Here is a 17,596-nt window from a genome sequence, read left to right as displayed (position 1 = left end):
AAAAGAAACTTAAGCTTCTTTGCTACCACGACCCGCACGTTTACGGTCGTTTTCAGTCAGGTGGCGCTTACGGATACGCACGGACAGCGGAGTCACTTCTACCAGTTCGTCGTCATCGATGAACTCCAGAGCTTGCTCCAGGGTCATTTTCTGCGCAGGAACCAGGGTGGTCGCTTCGTCAGTACCGGAAGCACGCATGTTGGTCAGCTTCTTACCGGTCAGGCAGTTTACGGTCAGGTCGTTAGAACGACTGTGAATACCGATGATCTGGCCTTCGTAAACTTCAGCCCCGTGGCCCAGGAACAGCTTGCCGCGATCCTGCAGACCGAACAGCGCAAACGCAACCGCTTTACCCTGACCGTTAGAGATCAGCACGCCGTTCTGGCGCTGGCCCACTTCGCCCTGACGAATATCGTCATAGTGGCTGAAGGTGGAGTACAGCAGACCGGTACCGGAGGTCATGGTCATGAATTCGTTACGGAAGCCGATCAGACCACGGCTTGGGATAACGTAATCAAGACGCACGCGGCCTTTGCCGTCCGGATTCATGTTTTTCAGGTCGCCTTTACGCTCACCGAGCGCCTGCATCACGGAACCCTGATGCTGCTCTTCGATATCCAGCGTCACGTTCTCGAACGGCTCTTGTTTACGGCCGTCGATTTCGCGGAAGATAACTTTCGGACGGGATACCGCCAGCTCGAAACCTTCACGACGCATGTTTTCGATAAGAACAGACAGGTGCAGTTCACCACGACCGGAAACGCGGAATGCGTCCGCATCTTCGGTTTCTTCAACGCGCAGCGCAACGTTGTGAACCAGCTCTTTGTTCAGACGATCAAGAATCTGACGAGAGGTCACGTACTTACCTTCTTTACCGCAGAACGGAGAGGTGTTGACGTTGAAGAACATGGAAACGGTAGGCTCATCTACGGAGAGCGCCGGGAGCGCTTCAACATTTTGCGGATCGCAAATGGTGTCGGAGATGTTCAGTTCGCCCAGGCCGGTGATAGCGATGATGTCGCCAGCTTCAGCTTCGGTAGACTCGATACGCTCCAGGCCCAGGTGGGTCAGCACTTTACCGACTTTACCGTTACGGGTTTTCCCTTCGCTATCAATGATAGTGATCTGCTGGTTTGGCTTCACTTTGCCGCGTTTGATGCGGCCGATGCCGATAACGCCAACGTAGTTGTTGTAGTCCAGCTGGGAGATTTGCATCTGCAGTGGACCGTCGAGGTCAACGTTCGGGGCCGGTACGCGATCGACAATGGCCTGGTACAGTGGCGTCATGTCCGCTGCCATATCATTGTGATCCATACCCGCGATGCCGTTCAGTGCGGATGCATAGATGATTGGGAAGTCGAGCTGCTCGTCGGTCGCATCAAGGTTAACGAACAGGTCGAAGACCTGATCCACAACCCAGTCAGGACGCGCGCCAGGGCGGTCAACTTTGTTGATAACCACGATCGGCTTCAAACCATGGGCAAACGCCTTCTTGGTTACGAAGCGCGTCTGCGGCATTGGGCCATCCATTGCGTCAACCACCAGCAGAACGGAGTCAACCATCGACATTACGCGCTCAACTTCACCACCGAAGTCGGCGTGTCCTGGGGTATCAACGATGTTGATACGGTAGTCATTCCATTTGATAGCGGTGTTTTTAGCGAGGATGGTAATCCCACGCTCTTTCTCCAGGTCATTGGAGTCCATCACGCGTTCAGTGGCTTCAGCACGTTCGTTACTGAAAGTACCAGATTGCTGCAGCAGCTTATCAACCAGGGTAGTTTTACCGTGGTCAACGTGCGCGATGATGGCGATATTACGCAGATTTTCGATCACAACTTTGCCTCAGGCATTAGAAATAGCGCGTTATTGTACACGTATTAATCGAAGGACAGAACAGGATCACAAAGAACCTTTACAAACAATGCAGAAAGTAAGGGTTTGTGATCGCTTTCACGGAGCTAAAAAGGGAGCCATAACGTAAATTGCACCAATATGGTGCTCAGGTTTCATACTGAAGCACTATATTGGTGCAAATTATTCATCCTGGTGCAGCCCTTTTGCACTATGGTGCGCATGATAGCGCCTTTTTAGGGTGATTTAAAAGTTGGCACAGATTTCGCTTTAAACATTTTATGGCGAAAAGCCACATTAAGAAGTGTTTGATTACCTCGTTACCACGACGACTACACCAATCCGGGAGAGTTTAAGTATGTCCGCTGAACACGTTTTGACGATGCTGAATGAGCATGAAGTTAAGTTTGTTGATCTGCGCTTTACCGACACTAAAGGTAAAGAACAGCACGTCACTATTCCTGCTCATCAGGTAAATGCTGACTTCTTCGAAGAAGGCAAAATGTTTGACGGCTCCTCGATTGGTGGCTGGAAAGGTATCAACGAATCCGACATGGTGCTGATGCCAGACCCAACGACGGCGGTTATCGACCCGTTCTTCGCGGACTCTACCCTGATTATCCGCTGTGACATCCTCGAGCCAGGCACCATGCAGGGCTACGACCGTGACCCGCGTTCTATTGCAAAACGCGCTGAAGACTACCTGCGCTCTACCGGCATCGCAGACACCGTTCTGTTCGGGCCAGAGCCAGAATTCTTCCTGTTCGACGACATTCGCTTCGGCAGCTCTATCTCCGGCTCCCACGTAGCTATCGATGATATCGAAGGCGCATGGAACACCGGCACCAAATACGAAGGCGGTAACAAAGGCCACCGTCCAGCGGTGAAAGGCGGTTACTTCCCAGTGCCACCGGTCGACTCTTCTCAGGACCTGCGTTCTGCGATGTGTCTGACCATGGAGCAGATGGGCCTGGTTGTTGAAGCTCATCACCACGAAGTGGCGACCGCTGGTCAGAACGAAGTGGCTACCCGCTTCAACACCATGACCAAAAAAGCTGACGAAATTCAGATCTACAAATACGTTGTACATAACGTGGCTCACGCTTACGGCAAAACCGCGACCTTTATGCCAAAACCAATGTTTGGCGATAACGGTTCCGGCATGCACTGCCACATGTCCCTGTCCAAGAACGGCGTAAACCTGTTCTCCGGTGACAAATATGCTGGCCTGTCTGAGCAAGCGCTGTACTACATCGGCGGGGTTATCAAACACGCTAAAGCGATCAACGCCCTGGCGAACCCAACCACCAACTCCTACAAGCGTCTGGTCCCAGGCTACGAAGCACCAGTTATGCTGGCCTACTCTGCCCGTAACCGTTCTGCTTCTATCCGTATCCCGGTGGTTGCGTCTCCGAAAGCACGTCGTATCGAAGTGCGCTTCCCGGACCCAGCGGCTAACCCATACCTGTGCTTCGCAGCGCTGCTGATGGCGGGTCTGGACGGCATTAAGAACAAGATCCACCCTGGCGAAGCCATGGATAAAAACCTGTATGACCTGCCGCCAGAAGAAGCGAAAGAGATCCCACAGGTTGCTGGCTCTCTGGAAGAAGCACTGAATGCACTGAACGAAGACCGTGAGTTCCTGACTGCGGGCGGCGTATTCACCGACGACGCGATCGATGCTTACATCGCGCTGCGTATTGAAGAAAACGACCGCGTGCGCATGACTCCGCATCCGGTAGAGTTCGAGCTGTACTACAGCGTCTAATAATTTAGAAATCCAACGAGTTTCGTGTTGCAGTAAGACGGCAACTGAGTGAATCCTTGGGAGCATAGATAACTATGTGACCAGGGTGAGTGAGGGCAGCCAACGCAACTGTAGCGCGAAGGGCGTTAGGAGTTTTTGTTGCCGTGGAAACTTTGGCCCATCTTCGGATGGGCTTTTTTCTCCATCGGATCCCCCTGTGACGCTGTTTTTTGTCACTCAAAGACTATAATGCACTAAAACGGTGCACGGAGACTGCTGTATGGCAACTGGCGCGCTGCCCGATGCTGGGCAGATTCTGAATTCTCTCATCAACAGCATCCTGCTCGTGGATGACGAGCTGGCGGTTCACTACGCCAACCCTGCGGCTCAGCAGCTGCTGGCGCAGAGTTCACGCAAGCTGTACGGCACACCTTTGCCGGATCTATTGAGTTATTTCTCGTTGAATATTGGCGTCATGCAGGAAAGCCTGATGGCAGGCCAGGGGTTTACCGACAACGAGGTAACGCTGGTCATTGATGGCCGATCGCACATTCTTTCTCTGACGGCGCAAAAGTTGCCGGAAGGGTACATCCTGATGGAAATGGCGCCGATGGATAATCAGCGCCGATTGAGTCAGGAACAGCTGCAGCACGCGCAGCAGATTGCCGCCCGAGATTTAGTCCGCGGCCTTGCGCATGAGATTAAAAACCCGTTAGGCGGCTTACGTGGCGCGGCGCAACTGCTGAGTAAAGCGCTCCCCGATCCGTCGCTGACGGAGTACACCAAAGTCATTATTGAGCAGGCGGACCGCCTACGTAATTTGGTCGATCGCCTGTTAGGGCCTCAGCAGCCGGGGATGCACGTCACCGAAAGCATTCATAAAGTTGCCGAACGCGTGGTGAAACTCGTGTCAATGGAGCTGCCGGATAACGTCACTCTTGTACGGGATTACGATCCAAGCTTGCCAGAGTTTGCCCACGATCCAGACCAAATTGAGCAAGTTTTACTGAATATCGTTCGTAATGCGCTGCAGGCTCTGGGCAGCGAAGGGGGCGAAATTATTTTACGCACCCGCACAGCTTTTCAACTGACGCTGCACGGTTCGCGCTATCGCCTCGCGGCACGCATAGATATTGAAGATAACGGCCCGGGTATCCCGGCACATTTGCAGGACACGTTGTTCTACCCGATGGTCAGTGGACGAGAAGGCGGCACCGGGCTGGGTCTTTCCATAGCGCGTAGCCTGATCGACCAGCATTCGGGGAAAATCGAATTCAACAGTTGGCCTGGTCATACCGAATTTTCGGTTTACCTGCCTATTCGGAAGTAGAGGTCATTATGCAACGAGGGATAGTTTGGGTCGTTGACGACGATAGCTCCATCCGCTGGGTTCTTGAGCGCGCGTTAACCGGCGCCGGATTAAGCTGCACCGCCTTTGAGAATGGCAATGAAGTGCTGGACGCGCTGGCGACCAAAACTCCGGACGTGCTGCTGTCGGACATTCGTATGCCTGGCATGGACGGTCTTGCCCTGTTAAAGCAGATTAAGCAGCGCCACCCGATGCTGCCGGTCATCATCATGACCGCACATTCGGATTTAGACGCGGCCGTCAGCGCCTATCAACAGGGGGCTTTCGATTATCTGCCAAAACCGTTTGATATCGACGAAGCGGTAGCGCTGGTTGAACGCGCTATCAGCCACTATCAGGAGCAGCAGCAGCCGCGAAATGCGCCGGATAACGGGCCAACAACCGATATTATCGGTGAAGCCCCAGCGATGCAGGACGTGTTTCGTATTATTGGCCGCCTGTCCCGCTCGTCCATCAGCGTGCTGATTAACGGCGAGTCGGGAACCGGTAAAGAGCTTGTGGCACACGCGCTGCATCGCCACAGCCCTCGGGTGAAATCGCCGTTTATCGCACTCAACATGGCGGCAATTCCCAAAGATTTGATCGAATCAGAGCTGTTCGGGCATGAAAAAGGGGCTTTTACCGGCGCCAACCAGATTCGCCAGGGGCGCTTCGAACAGGCCGACGGCGGCACGCTGTTTCTCGATGAAATAGGTGATATGCCGCTGGACGTTCAGACTCGTTTGCTGCGCGTGCTGGCCGACGGCCAGTTTTACCGCGTAGGCGGCTACGCGGCGGTAAAAGTGGATGTTCGCATCATTGCGGCAACCCACCAGAACCTTGAGCAGCGGGTGCAGGAAGGTAAGTTTCGTGAGGACTTGTTCCATCGCCTGAACGTGATTCGTGTACACCTGCCTCCGCTTCGCGAGCGTAGGGAAGATATTCCGCGTCTGGCACGCCATTTCCTGCAAGTGGCCGCGCGCGAGCTGGGCGTAGAAGCAAAACTGCTGCACCCGGAAACGGAAAACGCTTTAACCCGCCTCACCTGGCCCGGCAACGTACGCCAGCTGGAAAACACCTGTCGCTGGTTGACGGTCATGGCGGCAGGCCAGGAAGTCCTGATTCAGGATCTCCCCAGCGAGCTGTTTGAAACCACGGTGGCGGAAAACGGCGGTGTCACGCAGACCAACCCGGACAGTTGGGCCATGCTGCTGGCACAGTGGGCGGAACGGGCGTTACGTTCCGGTCATCAGGATCTGCTTTCTGAGGCTCAGCCGGAAATGGAACGCACGCTGCTAACCACTGCGCTGAGGCATACTCAGGGGCATAAACAAGAAGCGGCTCGCCTGCTGGGTTGGGGGCGGAACACGCTGACTCGTAAGCTAAAAGAGTTGGGAATGGAATAACGTCCGGCCATTTTGTAAAGAAGCGATTTAGCCCATAAACTGCTGCTATTTTGTACTTTACTGTCGCGCCGGGTTAAGTATGATCGGGCGCGTTCAGGCAGGAGAGTCCGTTATGTTGGAATCCGTGATTCATATGGTAACGCGCGGCGCTGAAGCTGGGGCAGCCGCTGGCCATTCGCCGCAGACGGCAGTAGCCGCGGTGATGTGCGCGTTACTGGTGAGCTTCTTTAGCTAAAAGAGAAGGCGGGGAAACCCCGCCTTTTTTATATCACTCTGGAAAACTGCTGCAGGCGCGCCTTTTGCCTCAGATAGGCATCAAAACACATGCAAATGTTGCGAATAAGCAGGCGTCCCTTGCCGGTCACCTGAATCCCCTGCTCACTGACCTCCACCAGCCCATCTTTCGCCAGCGGCGCCAGCAGGCCTAAGTCCTCGGCAAAGTACTCCGCAAACGTCAGCGACCATGCCTGTTCAATGTCGGCAAAGTTAAGCTGGAAGTTGCAAATCAGCGCCTTGATAACATCCCGGCGAATGCAATCATCCCGCGTGAGCGCCAGGCCACGCCACAGCGCATTGCCCTGCTCATCCACCTGCTGATAATAACGTTTAAGCTCTTTCTGGTTCTGCGCATAGCAGTCACCGATCATGCTAATAGCCGACACGCCAAGCCCCAGCAGATCGGTATCCCCTTGAGTGGTATACCCCTGGAAATTACGGTGTAGTTTGCCTTCCCGCTGAGCAATCGCCAGTTCGTCATCCGGGCGGGCAAAGTGATCCATCCCAATAAACTGGTAACCAGAACCGGTCAGCGAAGCGATGGTTTCCTGCAGAATATCCAGCTTCTGCTGCGCGCTCGGTAAATCATCGTCTTTGATCTTACGCTGGGCGGCAAATAATGTTGGCAGATGCGCATAGTTGAAAACGCTGAGGCGATGCGGGCTTAGCTCGGCCACGCGCTTGAGCGTAAAGGCAAAGCTTTCCGGCGTTTGCTTTGGCAGGCCGTAAATCAGGTCAATGTTGGTAGAAGTAAATCCTAGCGCACGTGCACGCGCGATCAGCGCGAAGATAAATTCTTCGTCCTGCTCACGGTTGACGAGGCGCTGTACTTCTTTATTGAAGTCCTGAACGCCCATGCTAAGGCGGGTAAAGCCTTCCTGCCGAAGATGATCGAGCACATCCAGTTCAATTTCACGCGGGTCAACTTCAATAGACAGTTCCGCGTCATCATTAAAATGGAAATTGCCACGCAACAGCGCCATCAGGCGGCTTATTTGCGCTTTGCTCAGATAAGTTGGCGTTCCGCCTCCCCAGTGCAGCTGGCTAACCTGCCGGCCCGCAAACAGCGGCGCACGGTGGATGATTTCCTGCTCCAGAGCATCGAGATACTGGTCGGCCTTGTGCTGCTGGCGGGTCACAATTTTATTGCAGCCGCAGAAATAACAAAGCTTGTGGCAGAACGGGATATGCACGTAAAGCGACAGCGGCCGCTCCGGGTAACGGGCAACCGCCTGCAAAAATGCCGGTTCGCCAAAGGCTTCAGAAAATTCCAGCGCGGTTGGATAAGAGGTGTAACGCGGCCCTGAATAATTATATTTCTGGATCAGAGCCAGATCCCAGTCGATTAACTGCTCAGACATACTCACTCCTTGCGGTGTTGTCGCCGGCGTCGACGAAGCGAAGCTGGCCCGCTCATTCCACGAGCCATAACCCTTCGCCGCAGCGAATTCTGCAGCCGCGACAGCCGCCGTAGTTTAACGAATAACCACAGCAGATAACACACCAGCGGAATAACCATAAGAAGAACAGGTAATCCCATAGGAGTAAACGTCAGTTACCGCCCTTCAGCAGACGCATCAAATCATCCGTTTTTTCCTCTTCTTCCTCTTCATCGTCTTCCCAGGCGATGCCGAGCTGTTCCATCAGCGCGTCGATGCGATCGAGCTTCGCATCCACCCAGGACTGCTCTTCCTTGCTCAGGGTTTCGCCCGCTTCCAGACGCTCCAGCAGCCCATCCAGGCGTTCATCGTTTTCCAGCATATCCAGCTCAGCCTGTGGGGTTAGCATAGGTTTCTCGCTCTTCGGTTTGTGCTGTTTAGCGACCGGTGCTGCATCGGTTACGCCCAGTTGAATTGGTTTTTTACTGCCAATGCGGGGGTCTTTCGCCTGACCCGATGATTTGCCGCCTTTTGCCTGGCTTTCACCATTCGCACGGCTCCCCGCTGCGTGGCCGCGGTGTTTTTTCTGGCGCTTACGCTCACGCGCTTCCTGATCTATTTCTTCGCGCGATTTACGGCGTGCTTTTGCCGGTTTTTTACCTTGTGGTGCCGAGTTTGGTTGCTTCATGATAAGTCGTCTTAAGCCATTTTATTCAGTATAGAATTGCGGCGGAATCTAGCAGAAAGCAAGCAAAGAAAAAAGGCGACAGGTTAACCCGCCGCCTTTTTCTTATTCTGGCCCCCGCAAAGGGGCAAATTTTCCATGTTAGCCTGAGACAACCCTGTCCTTCCCTCGCCGACGTACTCACTTTACCGCTACGCTTGTCGTTAACAAGGTAGCCGCTGACGCTTGCGGCTTCCCCCGCGATGAACCAATCATTTAATTATTTGAAAATAAAGTACTCTTAAAAAAATAGCTGCCAACATTCACCGGAATATCTGCCATTTCCTGTGGCAAATGGCTTACAAAATCGATCCACTCCGCTGTAAGCCTTCTGCTTCTGGCGAGAAACACGGCGTTTTCTGCGCGTTCAGGTATAATCCCCGGCAAATGCTTACCTGACGGAGACAACCGTTTTGAAAAACTGGAACTATCAACTGACTAAGTTCGTGCTCAGCGCACCGGACATTCGCCATCTGCCTTCTGATACCGGTATTGAGGTTGCTTTCGCAGGCCGCTCTAACGCGGGGAAATCCAGCTCGCTGAATACGCTGACCAATCAGAAAGGCCTGGCGCGTACCAGTAAAACGCCTGGCCGTACTCAGCTCATCAACCTGTTCGAAGTTGCCGAAGGCAAACGCCTGGTAGACTTACCGGGCTACGGCTACGCCGAAGTCCCGGAAGAGGTGAAACACAAATGGCAGCGCGCGCTGGGCGAATACCTGCAAAAGCGTAACAGCCTGAAAGGCCTGGTTGTGCTGATGGATATCCGTCATCCGCTGAAAGATCTCGATCAGCAGATGATTGAGTGGGCCGTAGCCAGCAATATCGAAGTCATGCTGCTGCTGACTAAAGCCGATAAGCTGGCATCGGGCGCGCGTAAAGCGCAGCTGAACATGGTGCGTGAAGCGATTCTGGCGTTTGGCGGAAATATCGAGGTTGAGGCGTTCTCTTCCCTGAAGAAAACCGGCGTGGATAAACTGCGCCTGAAGCTGGATAGCTGGTACAACGATCTTCCACCTGCGGTGGAAGAAGAAGCGGCTGAAGAGTAATTCGCCCCTTCAAGGATCGCCCAGTCACTCTCAGCTCACAACGCGGCTCAGGCCGCGTTTTTCTTTTCTTTCGCGCAATAAAAAACGCCCCAGTCATTTCTGACTGGGGCGGCTAAATATTCAGCCAAATCCGATTACGTGAAGTAAAAGGTCTGAAAGATAGAACATCTTACCTCTGTACCCTACGTGAATAACTTTACTCCTTTTTAATCGCTCAAAAAAGCATTTTTTGTAGTTTTTTTTCACTTTTTGCATCACATTCTTGAAGCATCATCACAAAAAGCTATGACTTATGTTGCTTAGTTACAAAAACATGACCTGAGCAACTGTCTGTTAATGCGCCTCATCCCAATTCTTGCCGCTGCCCACTTCCACCAGCAGCGGCACGTCGAGCTTCATGCTGCTTTCCATCAGCTCATGCACCTTTTTAGACACCGCTTCCACATCATCTTTATGCACTTCGAACACCAGTTCATCGTGCACCTGCATGATCATTTTCACGCGTGGCTTTTCTGTCTCCAGCCATGCGTCGACGGCGATCATCGCGCGTTTGATGATATCGGCGGCGGTACCTTGCATCGGGGCGTTAATCGCGGCACGTTCCGCTGCCTCACGTAATTTGGCCTGTTCGGAACGAATATTCGGCAAATATAGGCGGCGCCCCTCCAGTGTTTCAACGAAGCCTACCTCCTTTGCTTTCTCCCTAGTGCTTTCCATATACTCCAGCACGCCCGGATAACGCTCGAAGTAGAGATTCATATACTTTTGTGACTCTTTACGCGGAATGTTGAGCTGGAGGGAAAGGCCATGTGCGCTCATGCCGTAGATCAGACCAAAGTTAATCGCCTTCGCGCTGCGGCGCTGCTCACCGGTGACGCTTTCAAGCGACACGCCGAACACTTCCGCAGCGGTGGCGCGGTGGATGTCTTCCCCTTCGGCAAAGGCGCTTAACAGGCCTTTATCGCGGGAGAGGTGAGCCATGATGCGCAGTTCAATTTGCGAGTAGTCCGCAGAAAGAATCACGTAATCCTCAGGTGCAATAAAGGCCTGGCGAATACGGCGCCCTTCTTCGTTGCGAACAGGAATGTTCTGCAGGTTTGGGTCGGAGGAAGAAAAACGCCCCGTAGCTGCACCAACTTGATTGTAAGACGTGTGAACGCGTTGTGTTTTAGTCGAGATCATTTTCGGCAGCTTGTCAGTATAGGTTGACTTGAGCTTTGCCAGACTACGATGCTCGAGAATAATTTTTGCGATCGGATAGTCTAATGCCAATTCTTTCAGCACTTCTTCAGAGGTAGAAGGCGCGCCGCCAGGCGTTTTCTTCAGCGGCTTTATCCCCATTTTTTCAAACAGAATGGTTTGCAGCTGCTTAGTGGAGGTTAGCATGAATTTCTCACCAGCAATTTCGTGTGCTTCAGATTCAAGCTCGGCAAGGCGCTTAGTTAACTCGCCAGAATGCGCATGCAAAATAGCCGGGTCGATTTTCACACCGTTGCGTTCAATGCGTGAAATCACCGGCACCAGCGGCATTTCGACGTTTTTAAAGATGTTCAACGGGCCTGCAACCTTCTCGAGCTTCGGCCACATCTTCAGATGCAGCTGCAGGGTGACGTCGGCATCTTCTGCCGCATAGCGCCCGGCAGTTTCTAAATCGATCTGGTTAAAGGTCAGCTGTTTTTTGCCTTTGCCGGCAATCTCTTCAAACGAAATCGTTTGGTGCTTCAGCCAGCGATCGGCAAGGCTATCCATATCAAATTTCTGATTCGGCTTACTTTCCAGCGCGTAGGATTCCAGCATGGTGTCAAAAGCGATGCCCCGCAGCTCAATGCCATAATTTTGCATGATGCCGCGGTCGTATTTCAGGTTTTGCCCGACTTTCAGCGCCTTCTCATCTTCCAGCAGCGGCTTAAGTAGCTCCAGCGCACGCTCGCGAGAAATTTGCTCCGGCGCATCGAGATAGTCATGCGCAACGGGGATATAGCAGGCCACACCCGGTTCTGTCGCAAAGGAAAGCCCGACCAGATTGGCACTGACGTTGTCCAGGCTGTCGGTCTCGGTATCAAACGCAAACAGCGGCGCTTTTTTCAGCCGCTCAATCCATTCAAGCAGTACGCTCTCATCCAGGATAGTGACGTAGTTGTCATAAGAGAGCTGGCTGGCTGGCACTTCAGGTTCGGCTTCAACCTCACTGGCTTTCTGCGGTTGTGCGGCCGGCTTAGCCCCTTTGGCCTGCATCCATTTCCCGGCCTCTACGTCGGTTATCCAGCGTTTGAATTCATACTGCTTGAAGAGTGTCAGCAGTTCGTCTGCCGCCGGCTGCTGGACTTCAAGCTGCTCGCAGCCCAGTTCCAGCGCAACGTCGGTCTTAATGGTGGCGAGCTTATAGGAGAGGTAGGCCAGCTCTTTGCTTTGCTCCAGCTTAGCGGCCATCGTTTTCGCGCCACGGAAGGTGAGTTCGGCAATTTTTTCAGGGTTGGCGTAAAGCGTATCCAGCCCACCCAGCCCCTGAAGCAGCGCCTGAGCCGTTTTTTCACCCACGCCCGGTACGCCAGGGATGTTGTCCGAAGAGTCACCCATCAGCGCCAGGAAGTCGATAATCAGCTCCGGAGGTACGCCGTATTTGGTCAGTACCTCTTCCGGCCCGAGAATGGTGTTGGTCATGGTGTTAATCAGCGTCACGCCCGGCGTCACCAGCTGCGCCATGTCTTTATCACCGGTGCTGATCAATACCGGACGGCCGGCTTTTTCAGCCTCCAGCGCCAGCGTACCGATAACGTCATCAGCTTCAACGCCTGACACAGCCAGTAAAGGCAGCCCCATCGCTTTAACCATCGCGTGCAGCGGCTCAATCTGCGCTCTGAGATCGTCCGGCATTGGGGGGCGGTGCGATTTATAGTCCTCAAACAGCTCATCACGGAACGTTTTGCCTTTGGCATCAAACACCACTGCAGCGTGCGTCGGCTGATATTGCAAAATCAGGCTACGCAGCATGTTCAGTACGCCATACATCGCCCCTGTTGGCTCGCCACGGCTGTTGGTCAACGGTGGGAAGGCGTGATATGCCCGATAAAGATAGGAAGAGCCATCAACGAGGATAAGCGGGTTGTCTGCGATCTGGACCATAATGTTCCGTTCCATGCCTGTGATTAATGTATTGCTAAAGGATGCCATAGCCTGGCCAAAAACATGAACTATTGGGCGCAATATGCTGAAAAGAATTCCAGGATCGGGAGATCCTACGTGAGATCGTTTTTGTGGATAACTTTGTGTATATTTTTTTAACTAACTAATTTTATGGCATTATTTTTATCATTAGTCTATTAAATACATTTTAAATTCAGTAAGTTAAATGAATGTTAGTTTAGCCTTACTGAATTAACCAACGATCGTTTGATGTGGATATATACTCAGACGAGTAAGAAAAACGGGCTACCGTTCTCCCCATAAATGCGATCGGTGAAAATCCTGTTCATTTGGCGAGTCGTCATTATAGGTTTTCTGATAAGATCCGCCCCTTATTGCCGTTAATACCAGCATTCCATACACCCTAACCTGCAAAAACATTACCTATGTCGAGATTACTCGCCGCGATCACATTAGTGTTAAGTATTGCACTGACTATTCTGGTCACGATCGCCTGCTCTGTTCCTATCATTCTGGCCGGGATCGTTAAGCTAATGCTGCCCGTTCCGGCTATCTGGCGCTCTATCTCGGTATTTGCTGATTTCATGATGTATTGCTGGTGCGAAGGACTCGCACTGCTACTACGCCTCAATCCTTATTTGAAATGGGATGTCGAAGGATTAGACGGTCTGAATAAAAAGAACTGGTATCTGTTAATCAGCAACCATCAGAGCTGGGCAGATATCGTGATCCTTTGCGTGTTATTCCGCAAACATATCCCCATGAATAAGTATTTTCTTAAACAGCAGCTCGCCTGGGTTCCTTTTATGGGACTGGCCTGCTGGGCGCTGGATATGCCGTTTATGAAACGCTATTCAAGGGCTTATTTGCTGCGTCATCCGGAACGCAGGGGTAAAGATGTCGAAACGACGCGTCGTTCATGTATGAAGTTTCGTGCTCACCCTACCACTATTGTGAATTTCGTTGAGGGCTCACGCTTCACCCCAGAGAAAAAGAAGCAGACCCGCTCGCCGTTTAACTACCTGCTACCGCCGAAAGCGGCCGGTATAGCAATGGCGATGAATGTGCTGGGCAAGCAGTTTGATAAGATGCTGAACGTCACGCTGTGTTACCCGGAGAATAGTCTTCTGCCGTTTTACGATATGCTTTCAGGCAAAATGACAAAAATCGTTGTGCGGGTTTCTTTAGTGCCAATTACTGAAGAACTGCATGGGGATTATGTGAACGATAAAAGCTTTAAGCGCCGTTTCCAGCTCTGGCTAAATATGCTGTGGAGCGAGAAAGATAAACAACTGGAAACGCTGCTCGCTGGGGACAAAAAAGCCGGTCAATGACCGGCTTTTTTAATCTTATTTCTTCTCAACCAGGTATTTCACCGTGTCAGCATACTGCTGCACGAAGATATCCATGCTGCTGGTGTCCATTCCCTGCATGTTCAGCTGATATTTACCGTTGACGTACATAGCCGGCACGCCCTGCAGCTGAAGATCGGCCGCCGCTTTCTCTTGCTGAGCAACCAGAGATTTCACCACAAAGCTGTTCCAGGCCGCATCATACTCTTCCGGTTTCACGCCCGCGTCGATGAACACTTTGCGGATGTCGGCATCATTCTGCACGGTTTGTGTTTTCTGAACCGCTTCGAACATTGGGGATGATATTTTATCTTCTACACCCAGAGCCATCGCGACGGCCCACGCCTGAGTCAGATCTTTGCCCAATGGGCCGAGGAACTCAACGTGGTACTTGGTCATTTTGGTGCCTTCCGGCAGCTTTTTCTTCACGTTGTCAGAAACATGAAGAACCTGTTCGAACTGGTAGCAATGTGGGCAATAGAATGAGAAAAATTCCAATACCTGTGGTTCACCGGCAACCGGCTTATCCAGGGTGACATACTGCTTACCGTCGGTAAATTGTGCAGCAGAAGCGCTAAATGCCAGGATCATACCCGCCAGCGCCAGCCAAATCTTCTTCATAATCAACTCTCTCCTGAATTTTACTGATTAATACATTGGCGTTAATTGTAATGGTGGTTCTCGCAGAACCCGGACCTGCTCTGTAAAAGTTACAGTCTGTCTTCTCCAGAAATCTTCTTCATTAAACCACGGGAAATTTCGGGGGAATGCGGGATCATCCCAGCGTCGCATTAGCCACGCGAGATAATAGACGATGCGCATAGCGCGCAGCGGTTCAATCAGAGTTAGCTCACTGGTATCAAATGATGAAAATTCTTCATAAGCTTCAATAATGGTTTCTAACTGCATGCGCTGTTCGGCTTTATCGCCATTAAGCAACATCCAGATATCCTGCACAGCTGGACCATTACGGGCATCATCGAGGTCAACAAACAGCGGCCCATCGCGCCAGAGGATATTGCCAGGGTGACAATCGCCGTGCAGACGCAGTGGTTCAAAATCAGTGTGCCAGGTGCGTTTAACTTCCTCTATCAGCGCATCCGTTGCCGCCAGAAAATCTTTCTTAAGGGCGCGGGGAATAAGCTCGCTATATTCAAATAACTCGCGCGGTTGGAAAAGATATTCATCCAGGCCAAAGGTTGGGCGATGCTGAAAGAGCTGCTGACGACCCGTTTGATGAATGCGGCCAAGATAACGGCCCACCCATTCCATTTGATCGATGTTATCGGTTTCGTATTGTCGCCCACCCAAACTAGGAAACACGGCAAACATAAACCCTTGATGATGGAGGAGGGTCTTTCCTGCAAAGTGAAGAGGTGCGGCTAAAGGCACCTCATCGGCCTGCAGTTCCAGCGCAAATTGATGCTCTTCTTCAATTTGCGCCGCTGACCAGCGATGAGGGCGATAAAACTTCACGACAAAACGTTGGCGCTCTTCATCCTGGAACTGGTAAACGCGGTTTTCAAAACTGTTTAACGGCGTCAGCCCCGAATCCACCCGTATACCCTGTTCAAAAAGAGCATCGAGGATAGTATCCGGATGTAGCGTCTGGAAATTAAATGCGGTGTCTGTCATCCCGGCAACCGGAAGTAAATACGAATGCTTTCAGGATAACATTTCAAAGCCGCTTAAGTGTTTCGGCTTACAAGCTTTTACTCTTTTACTCCTTAATGACACCGCGAGCACGCAGCAATGCCGTTTTGAAGTCTTCTTCATAATCCTTTTTAAGGCCCGGGATCGCATCATCCTTTGCAGAATCGCGCATTTTCAGATGGTAGATCAGTACATCGTCAGTGAGATCGGCCAGTTCACCGCGATAGCCTGACTCAGCGGCCAATTTCTGCAAGAATTGTATCAAGTTGAGATCAGGTTCTTTCTGCCATGCAGGCTGAAGCAGTTCAAGAAGTTCATTCAGGCGCTTACATTTCATGTTGGTGTTCCTTATCACATGTGAAAGGCAACACGTTAGCAGGCTCAAACCCACATTAAAAGAGGCGATATTCGTGCAGCGATTAACAGAAGTCACCGGCGTTGTATTAGCAGGTGGCAGGGGAAGCAGGATGGGCGGCAATGATAAGGGGTTAGCCCTGCTTAACGGTCAGCCACTTTTCCAGCACGTCCTCAAAGCATTAAAACCTCAGGTCGGTGATATTGTAATCAGTGCCAACAGGAACCTTGAAATTTATCAGCAAAGCGGGATTTCGGTTATTCAGGATTCAATGAGTGATTACCAGGGACCGCTGGCCGGTATGTTAGCCGTGATGGAACAAACTGAAAGTGAGTGGCTGCTATTCTGCCCTTGCGATACCCCCAATATTCCCGTCGATCTTGCCCACACGCTCTGGCAAGCGCGTGGGAACGCATTGGCAATATGGGCAAATGATGGTCTACGGGATCATCCTGGCGTAGCCTTGCTTCATCATTCACTTCATTTACCGCTAAGAAAATATCTTCTCGCTGGCGAAAGGCGAGTGATGCATTTCTTACTTAGCGTAGGGGGGCATTCAGTCACTTTTGATGGCCAGGCTGCTTGTTTTACCAATATAAATACTCTCGATGAGCTTTCACAATGGCAGAAAAAAGAATAACGCCGCCTTTACTGGCTATTGCGGCCTGGAGCGGGACAGGAAAAACCACATTATTGAAGCAGCTTATTCCGCTTCTGTTGGACAAAGGTATCAGGCCCGGACTCATTAAGCACACGCATCATGATATGGATGTGGATAAACCAGGGAAGGATAGCTATGAGCTCCGTAAAGCTGGCGCCGCACAGACCATTGTCGCCAGCCGAAAACGCTGGGCATTAATGACGGAAACCCCTGAAGAACCTAATGTGGATTTGCATTATCTCGCCTCAAGAATGGATAACCGCAAACTGGATTTAATTCTGGTCGAAGGTTTCAAACATGAAGCCGTGGCGAAGATTCTTTTATTCAGGCAGGAAACTGGCCATAAAGCTGAAGCATTAGAGATCGATCCGCATGTCATTGCGATAGCCAGCGATACTCCGCTCACGGCTTCTGTCCCTGTATTGGATCTTAATAATGTAGAGGATATTGCTGATTTTATCTATGAATGGGTAAATTTGCAGTAACGGGGAGAAACATGCCACTTGCGGCATGTTTTAATCTACAAAAAGCAAAAAACCCCGGCCTTTCGGTCGGGGTTAATGCTAATTTGATGCCTGGCAGTTGTATGCCGGGCTGTCCTGCCCGTCACCCTTCGGGCAGCCTCCGGCTGTGCAAATCCGTTCCCGA

At 51.8% G+C, this 17,596-nt stretch carries 16 protein-coding genes; 8 read left to right on the top strand and 8 right to left on the bottom strand.

The window, feature by feature from the left end; translation table 11 throughout:
* Nucleotides 1–9 precede the first annotated feature (9 nt).
* Complete coding sequence (gene typA, locus F3J29_RS20550) at nt 10–1,836, bottom strand: ribosome-dependent GTPase TypA (RefSeq protein ID WP_166868877.1); 1,827 nt, start codon at nt 1,834–1,836, stop codon at nt 10–12.
* Between the two features lie 376 nt (nt 1,837–2,212).
* On the opposite strand from typA, the gene glnA reads away from it, so the two are divergent.
* The 4 genes from glnA to F3J29_RS20530 all read left to right on the top strand — a co-directional run bounded on the left by glnA (nt 2,213) and on the right by F3J29_RS20530 (nt 6,590).
* A complete protein-coding gene (gene glnA / locus F3J29_RS20545) occupies nt 2,213–3,622 on the top strand; it encodes a glutamate--ammonia ligase (protein WP_039289129.1) in 1,410 nt (469 codons plus the stop codon).
* 259 nt (nt 3,623–3,881) lie between these two features.
* Nucleotides 3,882–4,931, top strand: a complete 1,050-nt coding sequence (gene glnL / locus F3J29_RS20540) for a nitrogen regulation protein NR(II) (protein WP_008457392.1) — start codon at nt 3,882–3,884, stop codon at nt 4,929–4,931.
* Between the two features lie 8 nt (nt 4,932–4,939).
* Nucleotides 4,940–6,355, top strand: a complete 1,416-nt coding sequence (gene glnG, locus F3J29_RS20535; protein ID WP_166868875.1) for a nitrogen regulation protein NR(I) — start codon at nt 4,940–4,942, stop codon at nt 6,353–6,355.
* Between the two features lie 112 nt (nt 6,356–6,467).
* Nucleotides 6,468–6,590 carry a YshB family small membrane protein gene (locus F3J29_RS20530; protein WP_008457389.1) on the top strand — a complete coding sequence of 41 codons (123 nt, stop codon included), beginning with the start codon at nt 6,468–6,470 and terminating at the stop codon, nt 6,588–6,590.
* Between the two features lie 28 nt (nt 6,591–6,618).
* On the opposite strand, the gene hemN is transcribed toward F3J29_RS20530, so the two are convergent.
* Both hemN and yihI read right to left on the bottom strand, forming a co-directional pair.
* Complete coding sequence (hemN, locus tag F3J29_RS20525; protein ID WP_166868873.1) at nt 6,619–7,992, bottom strand: oxygen-independent coproporphyrinogen III oxidase; 1,374 nt, start codon at nt 7,990–7,992, stop codon at nt 6,619–6,621.
* A 190-nt stretch (nt 7,993–8,182) separates the two neighbouring features.
* On the bottom strand, nt 8,183–8,698 hold the full coding sequence (yihI, locus tag F3J29_RS20520) for a Der GTPase-activating protein YihI (RefSeq protein WP_166868871.1): 516 nt from the start codon (nt 8,696–8,698) through the stop codon (nt 8,183–8,185).
* A 449-nt stretch (nt 8,699–9,147) separates the two neighbouring features.
* Between yihI and yihA the strand changes: the two genes are divergently transcribed.
* Entirely contained in the window at nt 9,148–9,783 is a 636-nt protein-coding gene (gene yihA, locus F3J29_RS20515; RefSeq protein WP_166868869.1) for a ribosome biogenesis GTP-binding protein YihA/YsxC, read from the top strand.
* A 120-nt stretch (nt 9,784–9,903) separates the two neighbouring features.
* Here yihA and spfP read toward each other — a convergent pair whose 3' ends face one another.
* Nucleotides 9,904–9,951, bottom strand: coding sequence for a small protein SpfP (gene spfP / locus F3J29_RS22970; RefSeq protein ID WP_071892919.1), 48 nt, complete (start codon nt 9,949–9,951; stop codon nt 9,904–9,906).
* A 165-nt stretch (nt 9,952–10,116) separates the two neighbouring features.
* Nucleotides 10,117–12,906: a DNA polymerase I gene (gene polA / locus F3J29_RS20510; RefSeq protein ID WP_166868867.1), complete on the bottom strand. Its 2,790-nt coding sequence runs from the start codon at nt 12,904–12,906 to the stop codon at nt 10,117–10,119.
* A gap of 446 nt (nt 12,907–13,352) precedes the next feature.
* Here polA and yihG point away from each other — a divergent pair, with 446 nt between their 5' ends.
* Nucleotides 13,353–14,261 carry a 1-acylglycerol-3-phosphate O-acyltransferase, YihG family gene (gene yihG, locus F3J29_RS20505; RefSeq protein ID WP_166868865.1) on the top strand — a complete coding sequence of 303 codons (909 nt, stop codon included), beginning with the start codon at nt 13,353–13,355 and terminating at the stop codon, nt 14,259–14,261.
* Between the two features lie 15 nt (nt 14,262–14,276).
* Here the strand turns inward: yihG and dsbA are convergent, their stop codons facing one another.
* From dsbA to F3J29_RS20490, 3 genes are all read right to left on the bottom strand, one after another.
* Nucleotides 14,277–14,900, bottom strand: coding sequence for a thiol:disulfide interchange protein DsbA (dsbA, locus tag F3J29_RS20500; RefSeq protein ID WP_039299051.1), 624 nt, complete (start codon nt 14,898–14,900; stop codon nt 14,277–14,279).
* 27 nt (nt 14,901–14,927) lie between these two features.
* Nucleotides 14,928–15,914, bottom strand: coding sequence for a serine/threonine protein kinase (locus F3J29_RS20495; protein ID WP_166868863.1), 987 nt, complete (start codon nt 15,912–15,914; stop codon nt 14,928–14,930).
* Nucleotides 15,915–15,999: 85 nt separating this feature from the next.
* Entirely contained in the window at nt 16,000–16,269 is a 270-nt protein-coding gene (locus F3J29_RS20490; protein WP_039289114.1) for a YihD family protein, read from the bottom strand.
* 73 nt (nt 16,270–16,342) lie between these two features.
* Here F3J29_RS20490 and mobA point away from each other — a divergent pair, with 73 nt between their 5' ends.
* Nucleotides 16,343–16,927, top strand: a complete 585-nt coding sequence (gene mobA / locus F3J29_RS20485) for a molybdenum cofactor guanylyltransferase MobA (protein WP_166868861.1) — start codon at nt 16,343–16,345, stop codon at nt 16,925–16,927.
* Nucleotides 16,909–17,433, top strand: coding sequence for a molybdopterin-guanine dinucleotide biosynthesis protein MobB (mobB, locus tag F3J29_RS20480; RefSeq protein WP_166868860.1), 525 nt, complete (start codon nt 16,909–16,911; stop codon nt 17,431–17,433). The genes mobA and mobB overlap by 19 nt, the downstream gene beginning before the upstream one ends.
* Nucleotides 17,434–17,596 lie beyond the last annotated feature (163 nt).

The sequence above is a fragment of the Enterobacter sp. Cy-643 genome (assembly GCF_011752815.1).
GTDB lineage: Bacteria > Pseudomonadota > Gammaproteobacteria > Enterobacterales > Enterobacteriaceae > Cedecea.
The sequence above is the reverse complement of the archived record's forward strand: the minus strand, read 5'-3'. Positions and strand labels throughout refer to the sequence as shown.